A 17,959-nucleotide genomic window follows, 5' to 3' on the forward strand; every position below is an offset into this window, starting at 1 on the left:
CACATGTTGTAACCATGTTGTAACCACCAGATTTCCCCACCCCCGGCAACGGGCGGTGGCGGAGCAAGGGTTACGGCGGTCATAGCGTGGGGGAAACGCCCGGTCCCATCCCGAACCCGGAAGCTAAGACCCACAGCGCCGATGGTACTGCACCCGGGAGGGTGTGGGAGAGTAGGTCACCGCCGGAACATCATTAACGGTCGAGGACCCCCAACACATGTTGGGGGTCCTCCCGCATTTAACCCACAAAACAAAAAATCCGGCGCCCGCCCGGTTGAGCGGCACGGGTAGAGTAAATGCCCATGGATAACCTCTTCAGCCACGCTCCCGTTGACCCGCCTGATGCCCCCGAGACGGAGGCAGCAGACGGCTTGGAGCCGGTTGTTTACACGGTCGTAGTCCCGGGCGCCGTCGCCCGGGCTTTTGTCGGATTCACCGAGCATACGCACCTCTGGTGGCCGCTTGAGGACCACAGCGTCTATGGTGCCGGCTCCTACGTGGAGTTCGAGGAAAACCTGATCATGGAAACCGCTGATGATGGCCGGACGGCCGTGTGGGGGTCGATTGACGACTGGCAGCCGCCGCTGTCCTTCCATGCCAGCTGGCACCCGGGCACCACTGCCATGTGGTCCACCGAACTGCGGGTGGCATTCAGGGCAGTAGATGGGGGAACAGAGCTCCGCCTGGTACACGGCGGTTGGGAAGGCGCGGAGGACCCCACCGCGGCCCGGGCAGACTACGCAGCCGGCTGGCCCGGCGTCCTGGACCGTTTCGTTCGGTTCATGGGCGGTGCCGATGACTGACAGCCCGCAGGCCAGGATCCGTCGGCTGCAGGCCGACGAGTGGCAGAAGCTGCGCAGTATCCGCCTGGAGATGCTCGCAGATACCCCCACTGCCTACGTCGAAAGCCTGGAGTCGGCCCGCGCCCAGTCCGAGGAACAGTGGCAGGATCGAGCGGCAGCAATGGCGGGGCCAGGCAGCGTGTCCTTGGTCGCAGACGACGGACGGGACGGCAGCCCGTTGCACGCGCTGATGCGGGTAGTAGCCAAGCTGCCGACGGACCTGGCCCGCCCTCGGCAGGCGATGCTGATCAGCGTGTATGTTGCTCCGGAGCACCGTGGTTCCGGCTTGGCCGATGCCATGCTCCGGCAGGCGGTTGAGGCTGCAGGAGAGGAACTTGGCGCCCGGCTGCTCCAGCTGGGCGTGCACCAGGACAACGGACGGGCCCAGAGGTTCTACCTGCGCCACGGTTTCCAGGACACCGGTACGCGGGAGCCCTACCCGCTCAATACCGGACAATCCGAAATCATCATGGAACGGGTGCTGCCGGCAGGACGCTAGCCCCGCAGGAGTCCTTGGTCAACCGGCGGAACAGCAGTGCTGGACCGTATGACAAAGCGCGTGGGATATTCGGTGTGCGTGGCGTCCGCGTCGGAGGTACCCTCGAGCCTGGCCAGCAAACGCCGCACCGACAGCGCGCCCTGGCCTCGCGCATCCTGGTCGAATGTGGTCAGCCCAAAGACCTCACCCAGCTCGTGGCCATCGATGCCGATGACGGAGAGGTCCTGGGGCACCCTCAGGCCGAAGTCCCGGGCTGCGAGGATAGCGCCGATCGCCATCTCGTCGGAGGCGGCAAAGACGGCCGTGGGACGTTCCGGCGAGCTGCCGAGCAGGTGCCGTGCGGCGGCATAGGCGCCTTGGATGGTGAAATCCGCGGAGACCTGCCATTCGGGCCGGACGGCCAACCCCGCGTCGCGCATGGCCTTCTTGAACCCCGCCCGACGGGTTACGGGCAGGCGGAAATCCTGCTCATAGGCGGCGTCGCCGGTCATATGGGCGATCCTGGTGTGGCCGAGCTGGATCAGGTGCCGGGCAGCCGCCTCGGCGATTCCGGAGTCGTCGATGCGGATGGTTGAGGCCCCGGGCAGCGGGCCGCCGATCCCGACGATGGGACGGTGGATGGCCAGCAGCTGATCGATCTCGGATTCGGAGAGCTCCAAGGAGACCGCGATCACCGCATCCACGCGCTTGCGCAGCAGGAAGTCGTTCAGCACACTGTGCCGGCGTTCCTGCCCTTCGCTGACGTTGTACAGCGTGAGGTCGTAACCGGCGTCCAGCAGGGTTGCCGAGACGCCTTCGACCACCGAGGAAAAGAACCACCGGTGGACCGAAGGCACCACGACGCCGACATTGTGGCTACGGCCGGAGGCCAGGCTGGAGGCGTGGTAGGACAGGACGAAGCCGAGCTCGGCGGCGGCCGCCCTGGCACGTTCCCGGCTGCGCGGGGAGACGTTGCCTTTGCCGCTCAAGGCGCGTGAAACGGTGGCGCTGGAGAGGCCGGCCCGTTCCGCGACGTCCTTGATGCCGGGCATTCCTACCCCTCCGTGTCCTCGATGTAGATTTCCAACCAAACAGTTTCACCTGAGCTTAACTGATCTCCGGTGCTGGAAATGGCCTCGGCGGGGTAACCTGCGTCCGGAGCCGATGAGCTGCGCAGCAGGACCCGCCCTGCGGGCAGTTCCAGTGGTTCGGACCCCACGTTCAGCAGCACCAGCGTGGAGCCGTTGAGGAAGGCAAGGCTCGTGTCCGTGCACAGGTCCTCGTACCAGGCCAGTGAGCCGSGGCCCAGGTCCAGCCGGCGTCGCAGCTCCAGCATGCGCTTGTAGAGGCTCAGGTGTGACGACGGCGAAGCGGCCTGCACATCGCGCGCCAGCCGCGCGAAACTTTCCGGCTGGGGCAGCCAGGGGTCTTGCCCGTCGCCGAACCCGGCGTTGCGTTCCCGGGCCCGCCAGGGCAGCGGGACACGGCAGCCGTCGCGGCCCAGTCGCGCGCCGCCGGTACGGGCGAAGGTGGGGTCCTGGCGGCGGGTGTCCGGGATGTCGATCCCGTCCGGGAGGCCGAGCTCTTCGCCCTGGTAGAGGTAGGCCCCGCCGGGCAGCCCCAGCATGAACATGGATGCCGCTGCCGCACGGGACCGGCCGAGGTCCTCGTCCGGCTGCGGGTCCCCGGTGCCGATTCCGTCACCGTCGCGCGGCGCCTGCCCGCTGTACCCGAAGCGGGTGGCGTGGCGGACGACGTCGTGGTTGGAGAGCACCCAGGTGCTGGGGGCGGCGACGGCGTCCAGCGATGTCAGTGACTCGGTGATGACGTGGCGCATGCGGTGCACGTCAAGGCCCGCGTGGAGGTAGGGGAAGTTGAAGGCCTGGTGCATTTCGTCCGGGCGCACCCAGTCCGCGAGCCGGGGGAGCGGGTCAACGTTTGCCTCGGCGCAGAGGATCCGGTCGGGGCCGTACTCGGCGAGAATCTTCCGCCACTGGCGGTAGATGTCGTGGAGGGCAGGTTGGCCGAACATCGGAGCGTCGTGGCCGGGGAAGCCGTCGGAGCTGCTGCCGTCGGCGCGTCCGCCCCACTCGGGCAGGCCGGGGGCCTTCACCAGGGCATGCGCCACGTCCACCCGGAAACCGGAGACGCCGCGGTCCAGCCAGAAACGCAGGACCCGCTCGAATTCGTCGTGGACGGCGCGGTTGTCCCAGTTGAAGTCGGGCTGGGAGGAGTCGAAGAGGTGCAGGTACCACTGGCCCGGGGCGCCGCCCGGTTCGGTGATCCGGGTCCAGGCTGAACCGCCGAAGTGGGACTGCCAGTTGTTYGGCGGKTSYTCGCCGAATKYTCCRCGGCCGTCGCGGAAGATGAACATGTCCCGCTCCGGGCTGCCGGCGGGGGCGGCCAGGGCGGCCTGGAAGGCCGGGTGCTGGTCCGAGCAGTGGTTGGGCACGAGGTCCACGATCATCCGCATCTCCAGCCGGGTGGCCTCGGCCATCATGGCGTCGAAATCCTCCAGCGTGCCGAACAGGGGATCGACGTCGCAGTAGTCGCTGACGTCGTAGCCGGCGTCGCGCTGCGGTGAGCGGTAGAACGGGGACAGCCAGACGGCGTCGATGTCCAGTTCGGCAAGGCGGGGCAGTTCGGCGGTAATTCCGCCGAGATCGCCGATGCCGTCGCCGTCCAGGTCCCGGAACGAGCGCGGGTAGACCTGGTAGATCACGGCAGAGCGCCACCACCCGGGAATGTGGTCTGCGGCGTGAACAGGAGTCAGCGGACCCGTCAGGGGGCCGGCCAGCGCTGCGGGGGAGAAGAGAACTGAATCTACGGACATGACGGCAATCGTAAGGCTGAAAAGCCGAAAAATGAAAACGCTTACATTCATTTTTACGCGTAGTTTCGGTCAACGATTGGAATAACACAGTGATGCTTGGAAGCGCTTGCGGTTGTGAGCCAGATCACCGACAATGCACGGCCTTAGACTGGGATTCGGATTCGACCGAACTGGAGACCGCATGCGAAGCATCATCGATGAGCTGACCTCTTCCCTGGGCCCGGCCAAAATTGCCGTGGACGCCACCACCCTGGCCGCGTACGCCGTGGACCAGGCTCCCGTCCTGGACTATCAGCTCCCGCTGGCCGTGGTTCGCGCCGATTCGGTGGCCGACGTGCAGGCAACGGTGCGTGCCTGTGCCGCGCGCGGCGTCGCCCTGGTGGCGCGCGGGGCCGGCACCGGAGTCTCGGGCGGCGCGCACGCGAGTGAGGGCTGCGTGGTGCTCACGCTCGAGGGGATGAACCGGATCCTGGACCTCAACCCGGATGACGAGACCGCCGTCGTGGAGCCGGGCGTCATCAATGCGGACCTCAACGCCGCCGCGGCCGCGCACGGGCTGATGTTCGCCCCGGACCCCGCGAGCTTCAAGATGTCCACCATCGGCGGCAACGTGGCCACCAATGCCGGCGGGCTGCGGTGCGCGAAGTACGGCGTCACCCGTGACTCGGTCCTGGCCCTCGACGTCGTGCTCGCGGACGGCTCCCTCATCCACACCGGCCACCAGACATTCAAGGGCGTCGCCGGGTACGACCTCACTGGGCTCTTCGTTGGCTCGGAGGGGACTCTGGGGATCGTTGTCGGCGTGACCGTGAGGCTGAAGTACCTGCCGCGCGAAGTGCACACCATCGCAGCCTTCTACCCGGACTTCCGCAGCGCCGCGGCCGGCGTCCTCGCCGTCGGCCAGGCGCGCGTGCAGCCGGCCATCATGGAACTGCTCGACGGCGGCTCACTCGCCCAGCTCGACGACATCCACGGCTCTGACCTGGCCGCGCGCGGAGCGTCCCTGCTGCTGATCCAGACCGACGGCTTCGGTGCGGCGGCGGAGGCTGCGGCCATCCGCCCGGTCCTGGCGGCCGGGGGAGCGGTGGTGACCATGGAGGCCAACGCCGAGGCGGAGCATCTTGTCGAGCTGCGCCGCAACAGCCGCGGGACCGAGGTGGACGACGAATACCGGGTGGGCGAAGACGTGGCGGTACCGCGCTCGCGGCTGGTGGACTACGTGGCCGAGCTGGAGGCTATGGCGGCCGAGCACCGGGTCCAGCTCAAGGTCGTGGCCCATGCCGGCGACGGCAACCTGCACCCCACCTTCTGGATCGACCGGGTGGATAACGCAGTGGACCCCGATGCCATGGAGCGGCTCGGCGCCGCCCTGGACAGGTCCATTGCCGTGGCGCTGGCCATGGGCGGCACCATCACCGGCGAACACGGGATCGGCCAGTACAAGCTGCGCTGGCTGGGCCTGGAGCAGAAGGAACCGGTGCGCGAACTGCAGCGACGGATCAAGGAGCTGTTCGACCCGGCCGGAATCCTGAACCCCGGAAAAGCGATTTAGCTGAATCGACTTAGCTGAAAACTATTTAGCCCGGGCGTGCCACAACGCGCCCGGCGCATCAGTCGGCGTGGCCCGGGCTGCAGGTTAGTCGTCCGAGTCGGGGTATTCCCCGATCGATTCGTCGGCACCGTAGCGTGATTCCTCGGTCTCCACCTCAAGGATCTTGAGCAGCCCGGTGTCCGGGTTGAGCATGATGGCGGCCTCGTCCCGGCGGTGGCGGAGCTCGTTGTCAATGTAGGACTGGACGGCCTCGGCCAGGGGGATGTGCCGGTTCTCCTTTTCGGAGATGTACCAGCGGTGCTCCAGGACCTCATGCACGGCCTCGGCCGGCTCGAGCTTGCCGGAGAGATCGCGGGGAATGGCGCGCACGATCGGCTCGAAGATCTGGCTGACCCACAGGTGCGCGCTGTATTCCTCGTCCATGCCCGGGTTGTTGTCCGCCCGGAACGAGTCCATGTCGTTCAGGAGCCGGCGGGCCTGGTTTTCCTGGGCGTCCAGGCCGGTCAGGCGCAGCAGCCGGCGCTGGTGGTGCCCGGCGTCGACCACCTTCGGCTGGAGCTGGATGGTGGAGCCGTTCTGCGTGGTCTTGATCGCGTATTCCTCGACGTCGAACCCCAGCTCGTTGAGCCGCCGGATGCGGGCGGCCACGCGCCAGCGCTCGCCGATCTCGAACGACTCCTTCGCTGTCAGCTCGGTCCACAACCGGCGGTAGCTGTCCATGATCAGCTCGCTGGTGGCCACCGGGTCCACCTTCTCCTCGATCAGACCGCCGTCGAGCAGGTCCATGAGTTCCCCGGCGATGTTGACCCGGGCGATTTCGAGGTCGTATTCGCGCTGGCCGGTGGACAGATCCGGGTACAGCTCGCCGGTCTCGGCGTCCACGAGGTAGGCGGCGAAGGCGCCGGCGTCGCGGCGGAACAGGGTATTGGAGAGCGAGACGTCGCCCCAGTAGAAGCCGATCAGGTGCAGCCGGACCAGCAGCAGCGCCTGGGCGTCTATGAGACGGGTCAGGGTGTCCTTGCGCAGCATCTGGGAGAAAAGCGCGCGGTAGGGCATCGAGAATTTCAGGTGCCGGGTGACCAGCACAGGGTTCAGCGGCCGGCCGTCGGGCGTGGTGCGTCCGGTGATGACGGCCACCGGCTCTACGCCGGGAACGTCCAGCCGGGCCAGCTTGCGGAGCATGTGGTATTCGTGGCGGGCCACGTGTTCCGAGGTTTCCTTGATGGCGATGACCGAGCCGCCGAGGTGGGCGAAGCGCACGATATGCCGCGATATGCCGCGCGGCAGGGCTGCCAGATACTCGGCCGGCCAGTCCTCGAGGGCAATGTGCCAGGGCAGGTCCAGGAGCTCGGGCTCTGTGGCGGCGGCCGTGATGCTCAGCGAACTGGACACGAGCGAGGCCTTGTCGTCATTGGCGCTGGCGGCTTCTTGCCGGGGCAATTTGCCGATCTGACCGTAGTCAGTGGGCTCGTCGTGCCACTGGGCGCTGTATTCCTCGGTCATGGGGTTTCCTCGGTCATGAATCAATTCTTCCGTATTTTGCGGGGCCCGCCTAAAGCGGTGCAGTTAACGCCCGACGGCGGCCCTCCACTGGGGAGGACCGCCGTCGGTTACGCCGTGGTTAGGGAACCGGTGGGCTTAGTCGCCGAGGCGCAGGCCGGTCTTGGTGTCGAACAGGTGTACGTGGCCTGACTGCGGACGGACCCAGATGGACTCGCCCTTCATCGGGGGGCGGCGGCCGTCGACGCGGGCCACGATGTCGTGGCTCTGGCCGTCCAGCGTGGTGTGGCCGTAGACGTAGGCGTCGGCGCCGAGTTCTTCGACGACGTCGACCTCGACCTGGAGGCCTTCGCCCTGGGCAACGGTCTCAAGGTCCTCCGGGCGGGAGCCCAGGGTCACGGTCTGGCCGTGGGCTTCTTCGAGGAYGTCGCGCGGKACCGGGTARACGGTGCCGCCGAACTGCACACCGCCGTCGACGACGGGSAGTTCSAGSAGGTTCATGGCRGGGGAGCCGATGAAGCCGGCSACGAAGACGTTCTTCGGCTTGTCGTAGAGGTTGCGCGGGGTGTCRACCTGCATCAGCAGGCCGTCCTTSAGCACGGCGACGCGGTCGCCCATGGTCATGGCCTCGACCTGGTCGTGTGTCACGTAGACCGTGGTGACGCCGAGGCGGCGGGTCAGGGACGCGATCTGGGTGCGGGTCTGGACGCGCAGCTTGGCGTCAAGGTTGGACAGCGGCTCATCCATGAGGAAGACCTGCGGGTTACGGACAATGGCCCGGCCCATGGCAACGCGCTGGCGCTGGCCGCCGGAGAGGGCCTTCGGCTTGCGGTCCAGGTACGGTTCGAGGTCGAGCAGCTTTGCAGCTTCGCGGACGCGCTCGGCGCGCTCTTCCTTGCTGACGCCGGCGATCTTCAGTGCGAAGCCCATGTTGTCCGCCACGGTCATGTGCGGGTACAGGGCGTAGTTCTGGAACACCATGGCGATGTCGCGATCCTTCGGCGGGACGTCCGTGACGTCACGGTCACCAATGAGGATGCGGCCGGAGTTGACGTCCTCAAGACCTGCGAGCATGCGCAGGGAGGTCGACTTTCCGCAGCCGGAGGGTCCAACGAGGACCAGGAATTCGCCATCGGCGATATCAATGTTGAGCTTGTCAACAGCGGGCTTTTCGGTGCCCGGGTACAGACGTGTTGCGTTGTCAAAAGTAACTGTAGCCACAGTTATCAATCCCTTCACCGGCAGGTACGTGCCGGACGATCCGTAGTGAATGGTCTTTTTATGCAGTTGTTAATTTAATTGTGGGTTTTCATGCGCATACTCCTCGGCCGAAGCCGAGGAGTATCCAGTGACGCCGCACGGTAGTTGTGCGCCACATCACAAACAGAGTATGTCAGATTTTTGACATTTGGGCCAAAATGTTACGGATGTCACAGGTGATGCTGCCCACTTGGCGGTCTGCGGCTGCGTTTCCCGGGAGGGCTTTCAGTGGTCCAGGGCCCGTTTGCGTTCCCTCAGGAGGGCCTCGAGCAGCTCGCAGATGTGGACTGGCGCCTCCACCCGGAACTCGGCCTGGGTGAAATCGAGCCCCACCTTTACGCCCAGGTCGCCCGGGACCAGGCTGGCCAGGGCGTCCTCGTCGGTGGTGTCGTCTCCGGCGAAGACCACTGCCGTGGCCCCGGTGGCCTGCCGCAGGAAGGAGATGCCCTCTCCCTTGGAGGCGTGCACCACCGAGGTCTCCAGGACGCGGTTGCCGGTCTTGAGGAACACTCCGCGGCGGTCCTGCAGGACTGCCTTGGCCGCGGCGACGGCGTCCTCGGCAACGTCATCCGCAGCGAGCCGGGTGTGCAGGACGACGCCGGCCGGCTTGTCCTCCAGTAGCGTCCCGGGCGCCTGCTCCACGATCTCGGCAAGCTCTTTGCGGACCTCGGCCAGGAGTTCCCGCTGGTCGTCGTCGAGCATGAGCTGCGAGGACCCGGGCCCCATCCAGACCTCGGCGCCGTGGCTGCCGATCAACAGTGTGTTCTCCGGTGGGAAGGCGACGGCCCGCAGGCTGTCCAGCGCGCGGCCGGAGATGAGCGCCGTCGTCGTTTCGGGAAGTTCCGCCAGTCCCGCGAAGGCGGCCGCGGAGCGCGGGAGCGAGCGGGAGTCGCCCGCATGGTCCACCAGCGGTGCCATGGTGCCGTCGAAGTCCATAGCCACGAGCAGGTGCCCGGTGCCGGCGACGCGGCGCACGGCAGCCAGCAGTTCCGGGGAGAGCGAGAGCCGGGCCGTGCCTGATTTTCTAGTGCCCGAGTCGTTGGTGCCTGAATCCTCGGTACCGGTGGCGTCAGGAGTCATCGCGAATAACCTTTTCGGCAAGGGCGGTCAGGAAGTCGGAGGACCAGAGGTCGACGTCGTGGTCCAGAATCTGCTTGCGCATGGCCCGCATGCGCCGGGATGCCTCGGCCGGCGGGATATGGACGGCCCTCATGATGGTGTCCTTGAGCCCGTCGATGTCGTGCGGGTTCATCAGCAGGGCCTGTTTGAGCTGGTCGGCGGCGCCGGCAAACTCGCTGAGCACCAGCGCGCCGTCGTTATTCGTCCGGGCCGTGACGTATTCCTTGGCCACGAGGTTCATGCCGTCACGCAAGGCGGTGACCAGCATGACGTCGGCGGCCAGGTACAGCGACACCATCTCCTCGATGGGGTAACTGTGGTGCAGGTAGCGGACTGCCGTGTTCTGCATGGTGTCGAAAGTGCCGTTGATGTGGCCCACCGTGCCCTCGACCTCCTCGCGGAGCAGGCGGTACTGTTCCACGCGTTCCCGGCTGGGGCTGGCCACCTGGATCAGGCTCGCGTCCTCCACGGTGAGCTTGCCGTCCTGCAGCAGTTCCTCGTAGGCCTTGAGCCGGTGCCGGATGCCCTTGGTGTAGTCCAGGCGGTCGACGCCAAGCAGGATGGTCTTCGGGTTGCCGAGGTCCCGGCGGATCTGGTGGGCGCGCTCAATGACTTCCGGACTCTTCGCCAGCTCGCTGATCTGCTTGACGTCAATGGAGATAGGGAATGCCTGGGCCCGGGCGATGTGGGTGGTTTCGCCGTCGGAGCCCCGTACGTGGACCTGTTGCTGCTTGACGCTGGCGCCCAGGAAGCGCCGGGCCGAGCGCATGAAGTTTCCGGCGTCGCTGGTGCGCTGGAAACCCACCAGGTCCGCGCCGAGCAGGCCGTCGATGATCGCATGGCGCCACGGCAGCTGGGCGAAGATTTCCGGCGGCGGGAAGGGGATGTGGTTGAAGAACCCGATCTTCAGGTCCGGCCGGGCCTCCCGGAGCAGCTTCGGAACCAGCTGGAGCTGGTAGTCCTGCACCCAGACGGTGGCGCCCTCGGCAGCATGGCGGATGACGGCGTCGGCGAACCTTCTGTTGACCTTCCGGTAGGAGTCCCACCAGGTGCGGTGGAACTCCGGCGGGGCGATGACGTCGTGGTAAAGCGGCCACAGGGTGGCGTTGGAAAAGCCCTCGTAGAAAAGCTCGATGTCGTCCGTGCTCAGCTGGACCGGGATCAGGTCAATGCCGCCGTGGCTGAAGGGCTTGACCGTCTCGTCGGGGGCCCCGTGCCAGCCCACCCAGGCGCCGTCGGTCTTGGTCATCATCGGGGCCAGCGCTGTCACGAGTCCGCCGGGGGAGCGGCGCCAGCCGCCCTCGCAGCCGGCCTCCTCGGGCGAACAGCGGTCTACGGGCAGCCGGTTGGACACCACCATGAAGTCGAACTGATCCCCGGCCCCGGCACGTGATGCCGCGCCGTCGGTGGCCGTCCGCGCCGCTTCGGCGGTGCTTGTCCCGCCGTCGCCAGCTCTGTCCGTTGCTTCCATTGGTGCCCCCTGGGGTCCGCTCGTGGCTCTCCATCAACCCTAGCGGCACGGAATCTTCCGGGCTATTCGTCCGTTGGGCAGGGCGGAGGGGAAAGTTGAAAGCGCAAGTTCTCGGGTTTCTCCCCTAAAATGATGAAGTTGCCACAGAGTGGACCGTCCCTGGCCGAACGACCCGAGGAACCAATGAGCCCCGCAAACGAACCCCGACAGTCTAAGGCAGAGCGCACTGCCGCGGCGCGCGAGAAAGCCCGTGAGATCCGTGAGGCGCAGCTGAAAAAGGAGAAGCGCAACAAGCTGCTGATCGGCTGGGGCATTGTTGCCGCCGTCGTCGTCATCATTGTGATCGTGGCGCTTGTTGTCACCTCCAACATCAAGAACAACGCCCCGGTTGCCGACGAGGGACCCACCCCGGCCAACGGCAATATCCACGGCGGCGTCACCCTGCTGGCGAACACGGAGGTTGCGAAGACCGAACCCGCAACCGTGAAGCTGTCCGACCTCCCGGCCGCGCCGGCCACGCCGCCGGCGACGGTCACGGCCCCGGGCGCCGAAGCGGAGGCCGGCAAGCCGGTCAAGGTGGTCCTCTACATCGACTTCATCTGCCCCGTCTGCAAGAACTTCGAGGCTCAGTACAACGAGACGCTCACCAAGCTGCGCAATGAAGGCAAGATCACGGTGGAGTACCGCCCGCTCGGCTTCCTGGACAGCCGGTCCACCACCAACTACTCCTCGCGCGCGGCCAACGCCGCTGCCTGTGTGGTCAACGAATCCCCGGAGAAGTACTCGGACTTCGTCGATGCGCTGTTCGCGAAGCAGCCGGCCGAAGGCAGTGCCGGTCTCTCCGACACGGAGTTGAAGAAGATGGCCACCGACGTCGGCGCCAAGAGCATCGAGTCGTGTGTCGATGACAAGACGTTCCGCCCGTGGGTCAAGCACACCACCCAGGAGGCCGCGGTGATCGGTGTGACCGGGACGCCCACCGTGTTCGTCGAAGGCAAGCAGTGGGGCGTCGGCGACAGCGCCCAGACTCCGTTCGACCAGTTCCTGCAGGCCGCCGTCGACGCCAAGAAGTAACCGCCCACGGCACTCACGCCGTTGAAGGCCCGCAGCTGTTGGCCCGGCCCCGCAATATTTTCGGGGCCGGGCCTTCCGTTTCGCTTCCAGTGGGGTGCGCGTTTTTCCCACGGTTTTTCTCACCGGGCATCGGTGGGCTAACCTTATCTAGCGTCCTGACATCCGCGCCATTTTTGGCGTGGTGCCGGAATGCGCCAGGAATGCCTCCTTAGCTCAGTTGGCCAGAGCACCGCTCTTGTAAAGCGGGGGTCGTCGGTTCGAATCCGACAGGGGGCCCCACGAACCCCTCTGTTCCGGCGATATTGCCCGGAACGGAGGGGTTTTCTCATGCCTGTCTGGTCGCGGTTCCGGGGCAGGACCGTCAGCCATTCCCGCGCTTGCGGTGCATCCTCAGTACAAAGGACAGAGCCACCGCCGCGGCGCCGCCGACAACGAGCAGCAACCCGAGGGTGACCGGCGCGGGGACGCCCGTTTCGGCAGCCGGCGCGCCCTGGCTCGAGGGCGAGGCCGCAGCCGTGGCGGCTGGAGGCGCGGGGGGTGACGACGCCGCCGGCGCCTGGGCGGCCGGCGGTGTGGCAGTGGCAGGCGCCGAGGTGGCCGGCGGGGCCGCCACAAAGACGTCGCTCACTGCTCCCATAATGAAGCGGTCGCCGGGAACGAGGGTCTGCACAACCCGGGTTGAGGTCTCCAGTGTGGTCGAGACGCACCCGGCCGAGACCCGGTTGCCGGCGCCGAAGAAGATTGCGTAGTCCGCGCCCGGGACGGGGGTGGCATCCGGCAGTCGGTTGTAGTTGATGACGGCCGCCTGCTCGTAGGTGCCCTGGTTCATCCAGTACCAGAGGTTTTCGTCGGCGGCCGACCCGCCCTCCACGTAGTTGTTGTAGGCGGGGCTGCCCGGCCCGCCCCACCGGGAGCGCCGGTTGACCGTGTGGTACAGCAGCCTGGTGCCGGGATCCGCCTTGCCCAGGGCCTCGGTGGCGGAGAACGAGCCGGTGGGTGAACGGTACTGGCCCTCCCGCAGCTGTCCCTCCGGGGCGAATCCGTTCTTGCCGATGAAGCCGGTCTGCTGCCACTCCTGGACATACCCTTCGGGGTTGCGGACACAGCCGGTGATCAGCACGGCATTCTGTGCGGCTTCGGCGGCTGTCACGAAAACCACTCTTGTGGCCGTGCCGGCACTGTACCGGGTCTGGTGTGCACTCAACTTCGCGCAGGGCGCGGTTTCCTGGGGTGATGCGTGGGCGGCGGGAGGGGGCGCCGAAAGGCCCACAGTAGTGAGTGCCGTGAGCATCAGAATCCCACAAGTATGGCGTACGGCCATGCCTTATTTTAGTCCGCCTGGTGCAAGGGAACCGCGATGGGCGGCCCCGCCGTCAACGTCGTGGAGTAGTGACCTCAGCCGCCGGCAGACGCCGCGGATTGCCCTGCAGATCCATGGCTTCATGGATTTGCAGGGCAAACCACAGCTGCGCCAGCGTGGAGGTTTCGGTCATGTCAAGGCCGGTCAGCTCACTGATCTTCCGGATGCGATAGATGATGGTCTGCCGGTGCGCGAACAGGGCCGCCGCCGTCTTCTGCCAGGACCGTTGCATATCCAGGAACGTCTTCAGCGTGACGATGAGGTCCCCGTTTTCTCCGTGTTCGTACTCGAAGATGGGTCCGAGGAGCCGCTGGACCAGTGCGTTGCCTTCCTCAAAGCTGGTCAGTCCCAGCCACGAGGGTCCCTCGGCATAGCGGACCAACCGCTCACCGGTGCTTGATGCGGTCCCAAGCGCCCACATCGATTCCTGAAGAGCCCTCTGCACTCCAGCGGCCGCCGACGGCCGGCTGATCCCGATTCTCACGTCCAAGGGGACGGCGTGCTGCAGCAGATCATCGGTGCAGTCCGAGGCGACAGCCAGGTGCAATGCATTGATCCTGCGCTGGCACGCCGTCGGATAGCCATGCCGCCAAAGATCAACGTGGATCCCCGCCAGACGCTCGCTGTCCTCGCTGGACATGGAGACGATGAGGAATTCCCGTGACGATATCCCGAACTCAGGCAGCCGGCTTTCAATGTCGGCGATCCCCAGACGCCCGTCGAAGGCCTGCAAGAGGAACTCCGCGCCCAGCCGGCGCTGGTTCTCGAGGGACAGCRCCGTCCGGGACAGCTCCAGTCCAAGGACGGTGGCCGCATGGAGCAGCACCACCGCATCAGGGAGCGGCTCGGATTTCGGCAGCACCACCAGAAGCGCATTGGCGTGAGTCGGGATGTCCATCATCAGAAGATGGCTGTCCCCGAAACGGTGCCACTGAAACTTCTTGCCGGCCACCGGTGACTTGCTGGTCAGCGGTTCAAGGTGTCGCTTCAAATCCGGGGGCAATGACTGGCCCCCGGGATGCCAGGCATGCAGGCACCGTCGATCAATCACGAAGAGGCTCGCGTCGAGTTCAGCTTCGATGCCCAGGATCAGGCTTAGCCAGTTGTCCTCAGATGGCCCCGCCAGCCGCAACAGGTCGTAGATGCGCGCCGTCTGACGCAGCCTGCGGGACTCCTCAAGCAGCGAAGCCTCAGCGACCGAGCGTGCGATGGCGATGAACGGAAGAGGGTACGGGATGCTGATGACCGGCAACGGCAGGTGGTCGCAGACTTCGAAGAACTCGGGAAGGAGTTCGGGGGCATGCATCTGCTCGCCGATAGCAAGGGCGCTGGCACCTGCGCTGACCAGTGCCTCGGCCAGCTCAACCTGCCCTGCGGGATCGGCCGGAATGGATAGTCCGTTGGTCATCATGAGCTCGCCGCCGGTGATCCACTCCCACAAGCGCGGGAGGTCGGAGGTGTGGGCCCAGGTGACGCGGTTGCCCAGTCCCGCGGAGCCCGCCAGAAGGGTCAGGCCCAGCTGGGGTTCGGCCAGCAGCTCGGCCACGGTGATCGCCATGAGGGGTTCCTGTTCATAGGTCTGGAGGCCACCCCCAAGCCGCTTATACACATGTATAAGCCACTCCGTTATTTGTAGTCAATCGGCGCATGTACCGCGTGACGCCGATCACTAATAGTTGAGTCATAGACCTCAACCGGCGCAGGAGCTCAGCACGGAGAAGAAGCCTGCCGGACCGGCTGAAACCCAAGCAACTGAAGGAAACCCTGCCATGACCACGCACAAGCCAATCGGACCCGTCGACGCAACAAAAGTCCCCCGCTACGCAGGCCTGGGCACCTTCGCCCGGCTTCCTCAGATCGACCGTGTTCCGGACTACGACATTGCGATTGTCGGTGTCCCGTTCGACGGCGGCACCTCCTACCGCCCGGGCGCCCGCTTCGGCCCGGCTGCTGTCCGTGAAGCGTCGCGGCTCCTGCGCCCCGGCTACCACCCGGAGCTCGACGTCGAGCCCGTGTACGAAGCCCAGGTTGTGGACGCCGGCGACATCGCCTGCACCCCCTACGACATCGCCCGCGCAGTCCGCGAGATCGAGGAGCAGGCACTCCCGCTCCTCGGCGACGCCGGCTCCGGCAAGAAGCTCATCTCCATCGGCGGCGACCACACTATCGCCCTGCCGATGCTGCGGGCGTTGAATAAGATGCACGGCCCGGTGGCCCTGCTCCACTTTGACGCGCACCTGGACACGTGGGACACCTACTTCGACCAGCCGGTCACGCACGGAACCATCTTCCGCCGGGCGTTCGAAGAAGGCCTTCTCGTCGAGGACAAATCAATGCACGTGGGCATCCGCGGCCCGGTCTACGACCGGAACGACTTCCTCCGCGACCACGAGTTCGGCTTCCAGATCATCCGCTGCTCTGACCTGGACGTCATCGGTGTTCCGGCCGCGATCCAGCGCGTCAAGGAGCGGCTGGGCGACACCCCGGTCTACGTCTCCATCGACATCGATGTCCTGGACCCGTCCTACGCGCCCGGCACAGGTACTCCGGAAATGGGCGGGCTCCACTCCCGCGAACTGCTGGCCCTGCTCCGCGGACTGAACGGCATCAACATCGTGGGCGCCGACGTCGTCGAGGTCGCTCCGGCCTATGACCACGCAGACATCACAACGGTCGCCGCGGCAACCCTCGTTTTCGACCTTCTCGCCCTGATGGTGAACCGTAGCAAGGCCTCCGCCAACGTCGCGCAGGATCTGCAAGCGGCCACTGTTTGAGCCATCACGGCTGGGCAGTCGCGCCCGATTTGTACGTATGTATGAACGTGTTTTCGGCAACTATTCAATCGCCGGATATTCACCGTGACGAATGTCACGAATGATTAATACAACGGATCCCGTGCTCGACGAAGCGCCGGGACAGACCAAAGAGGTTCCCATGTACTCCCGGAATGCATCATGAGCACTCACCCCACTCACCCCACTCAGCCCGTCGCGGCCGAGGTGCCCCGGCTTGAAGACAAGACCATTCAACCTATCCCGGCCGACGAACGCCACGGCAAAGCACGGGACCTTTTCACCATCTGGTTCGGCTCCAACATCATGATCATGACCATCGTGACCGGGGGGCTTGCGACCACGGTGTTCGGGCTCGGCTTTGTGCCCGCCATCGTCGGAATCATCGTTGGGAACCTTGTCGGTGGCATCTTCATGGCACTGCATTCGGCCCAAGGCCCGCAGCTGGGTGTGGCGCAGATGATTCAGACCCGCGGCCAATTCGGTTCGTACGGGGCGCTGCTGATCGTTGTGATCGTGGTGATCATGTACGTCGGGTTTTTTGCGGCGAACCTCGTCTTTGGCGGTCAAGCACTGGCCGCAGTCAGCCCCGGCATCAGTGTTGACGCAGGCATCATTGTCATCGGCGTCTTGAGCGTCGTTGCCACCATCTTCGGATACCGGCTCATCCACGCCTATGCACGCGTCTTGAGCATCGTGGCCGGTCTGGCGCTGGTGCTTGCCTTCGGCTGGATCCTGGTCGTCCACGGATTGCCGGCCAGCTTCCTGGACCAGGGAAACTTCAACTGGGTGGGCTTCATGGCCACCATCTCCGTCTCGGCCCTCTGGCAGCTCGCCTACGCTCCCTACGTCTCGGACTACTCCCGCTACATGCCTCAGGGCACCGGCTCGGCCCCGGCGTTCTGGGCATCCTACTCAGGCTGCGTCTTGGGAACACTCTTCCCGATGGTCCTGGGTGCCTTGGTGGGAACGCTTGCACTGGCGCTGGTCAACGATGGCAGCACCGTAGAAATAGTGGGGAGCCTGGGAGCCATGCTCGGGCCGTGGACCATGGTGATCATCGGAATCTTCTGCCTCGGCGTGGCGGCGTCGAACGCCATGAACCTCTACTGCGGGGTCCTGTGCACTCTCACCATTGGGCAGACGTTCAGGCCGACCTGGTTGCCCCACGCCAAGACCCGAACCATTGCGGCGATCCTCATTTTCACCCTCGCCCTCATGATCGCGCTGTTCGCCCGCGACAATTTCATCTTCTTCTACACGAACTTCCTCTCGTTCCTGATGTACGTCCTGGTTCCCTGGACAGCCATCAACCTGGTCGACTACTACCTCCTGCGTCACGGCGACTACAGGGTTGAAGACTTCTTCAAGCGCGACGGCGGGGTGTACGGAAGGTTCAACTGGGTTGCGATCGGAGCCTATGTTGCCGGCGCACTGATCCAGGTTCCGTTCTCGGCAACAGCGATGTTCACTGGCCCTCTTGCCGCAGCGATGAACGGCGTGGACGTCTCCTGGATTGTTGGCCTGGTGGTCGTTGCACCCCTGTACTACTTTGCGGCGCGGATGTTCCGGAAGACGTCGGAAGCTGCCCCCTTTCAGTCGCCTGCCTTCGCACCTGAACTGATTGATGCCCCTCGGGCCTAACGCCCACCGCGGCCGCTACGCCCAGCCTGGGCGT

Annotated in this window: 14 protein-coding genes, 1 tRNA gene and 1 rRNA gene; 8 read left to right on the forward strand and 8 right to left on the reverse strand. The window is 65.7% G+C overall.

Annotated features, from left to right (window positions below; genetic code table 11):
- Positions 1 to 71 precede the first annotated feature (71 nt).
- From rrf to AC1DEY_RS15815, 3 genes are all read left to right on the forward strand, one after another.
- A 5S ribosomal RNA gene (rrf, locus tag AC1DEY_RS15805) occupies positions 72 to 188 on the forward strand.
- 114 nt (positions 189 to 302) lie between these two features.
- Positions 303 to 803 (forward strand): SRPBCC domain-containing protein, encoded by a 501-nt coding sequence (locus AC1DEY_RS15810; RefSeq protein WP_476868787.1) that lies wholly within the window; start codon positions 303 to 305, stop codon positions 801 to 803.
- Positions 796 to 1,341 (forward strand): N-acetyltransferase family protein, encoded by a 546-nt coding sequence (locus tag AC1DEY_RS15815; RefSeq protein WP_476868788.1) that lies wholly within the window; start codon positions 796 to 798, stop codon positions 1,339 to 1,341. Before AC1DEY_RS15810 ends, AC1DEY_RS15815 begins: the two co-directional genes overlap by 8 nt.
- Here the strand turns inward: AC1DEY_RS15815 and AC1DEY_RS15820 are convergent.
- On the reverse strand, positions 1,338 to 2,372 hold the full coding sequence (locus AC1DEY_RS15820) for a LacI family DNA-binding transcriptional regulator (protein WP_476868789.1): 1,035 nt from the start codon (positions 2,370 to 2,372) through the stop codon (positions 1,338 to 1,340). The two genes, AC1DEY_RS15815 and AC1DEY_RS15820, sit on opposite strands and share 4 nt — an antisense overlap.
- Positions 2,373 to 2,374: 2 nt before the next feature.
- Positions 2,375 to 4,153, reverse strand: a complete 1,779-nt coding sequence (locus tag AC1DEY_RS15825; RefSeq protein WP_476868790.1) for a glycoside hydrolase family 13 protein — start codon at positions 4,151 to 4,153, stop codon at positions 2,375 to 2,377.
- 181 nt (positions 4,154 to 4,334) lie between these two features.
- Here AC1DEY_RS15825 and AC1DEY_RS15830 point away from each other — a divergent pair, with 181 nt between their 5' ends.
- A complete protein-coding gene (locus tag AC1DEY_RS15830) occupies positions 4,335 to 5,705 on the forward strand; it encodes an FAD-binding oxidoreductase (RefSeq protein WP_476868791.1) in 1,371 nt (456 codons plus the stop codon).
- Positions 5,706 to 5,789: 84 nt separating this feature from the next.
- On the opposite strand, the gene AC1DEY_RS15835 is transcribed toward AC1DEY_RS15830, so the two are convergent.
- The 4 genes from AC1DEY_RS15835 to AC1DEY_RS15850 all read right to left on the reverse strand — a co-directional run bounded on the left by AC1DEY_RS15835 (position 5,790) and on the right by AC1DEY_RS15850 (position 11,055).
- Positions 5,790 to 7,208, reverse strand: coding sequence for a DUF4032 domain-containing protein (locus tag AC1DEY_RS15835; RefSeq protein ID WP_476868792.1), 1,419 nt, complete (start codon positions 7,206 to 7,208; stop codon positions 5,790 to 5,792).
- 135 nt (positions 7,209 to 7,343) lie between these two features.
- Entirely contained in the window at positions 7,344 to 8,426 is a 1,083-nt protein-coding gene (locus tag AC1DEY_RS15840; RefSeq protein ID WP_476868793.1) for an ABC transporter ATP-binding protein, read from the reverse strand.
- A gap of 264 nt (positions 8,427 to 8,690) precedes the next feature.
- Complete coding sequence (gene otsB, locus AC1DEY_RS15845) at positions 8,691 to 9,545, reverse strand: trehalose-phosphatase (protein WP_476868794.1); 855 nt, start codon at positions 9,543 to 9,545, stop codon at positions 8,691 to 8,693.
- A complete protein-coding gene (locus AC1DEY_RS15850) occupies positions 9,535 to 11,055 on the reverse strand; it encodes an alpha,alpha-trehalose-phosphate synthase (UDP-forming) (RefSeq protein WP_476868795.1) in 1,521 nt (506 codons plus the stop codon). Before AC1DEY_RS15850 ends, otsB begins: the two co-directional genes overlap by 11 nt.
- Before the next feature lie 183 nt (positions 11,056 to 11,238).
- On the opposite strand from AC1DEY_RS15850, the gene AC1DEY_RS15855 reads away from it, so the two are divergent.
- Complete coding sequence (locus tag AC1DEY_RS15855; RefSeq protein ID WP_441410907.1) at positions 11,239 to 12,129, forward strand: DsbA family protein; 891 nt, start codon at positions 11,239 to 11,241, stop codon at positions 12,127 to 12,129.
- Between the two features lie 202 nt (positions 12,130 to 12,331).
- Positions 12,332 to 12,408: transfer RNA gene (locus AC1DEY_RS15860), tRNA-Thr, on the forward strand.
- 82 nt (positions 12,409 to 12,490) lie between these two features.
- On the opposite strand, the gene AC1DEY_RS15865 is transcribed toward AC1DEY_RS15860, so the two are convergent.
- Together AC1DEY_RS15865 and AC1DEY_RS15870 are read right to left on the reverse strand one after the other, a co-directional pair.
- Positions 12,491 to 13,279, reverse strand: a complete 789-nt coding sequence (locus AC1DEY_RS15865; RefSeq protein WP_476868796.1) for a hypothetical protein — start codon at positions 13,277 to 13,279, stop codon at positions 12,491 to 12,493.
- Between the two features lie 223 nt (positions 13,280 to 13,502).
- The gene (locus AC1DEY_RS15870) at positions 13,503 to 15,047 is read right to left on the reverse strand and encodes a PucR family transcriptional regulator (RefSeq protein ID WP_476868797.1); all 1,545 of its coding nucleotides are present in this window, start codon (positions 15,045 to 15,047) and stop codon (positions 13,503 to 13,505) included.
- A gap of 211 nt (positions 15,048 to 15,258) precedes the next feature.
- Here AC1DEY_RS15870 and speB point away from each other — a divergent pair, with 211 nt between their 5' ends.
- On the forward strand, positions 15,259 to 16,263 hold the full coding sequence (gene speB / locus AC1DEY_RS15875; protein ID WP_476868798.1) for an agmatinase: 1,005 nt from the start codon (positions 15,259 to 15,261) through the stop codon (positions 16,261 to 16,263).
- 180 nt (positions 16,264 to 16,443) lie between these two features.
- Entirely contained in the window at positions 16,444 to 17,925 is a 1,482-nt protein-coding gene (locus tag AC1DEY_RS15880) for a purine-cytosine permease family protein (protein WP_476868799.1), read from the forward strand.
- The last annotated feature ends 34 nt before the right edge of the window (positions 17,926 to 17,959 follow it).

This window comes from Arthrobacter sp. 05T47 (genome assembly GCF_056395825.1).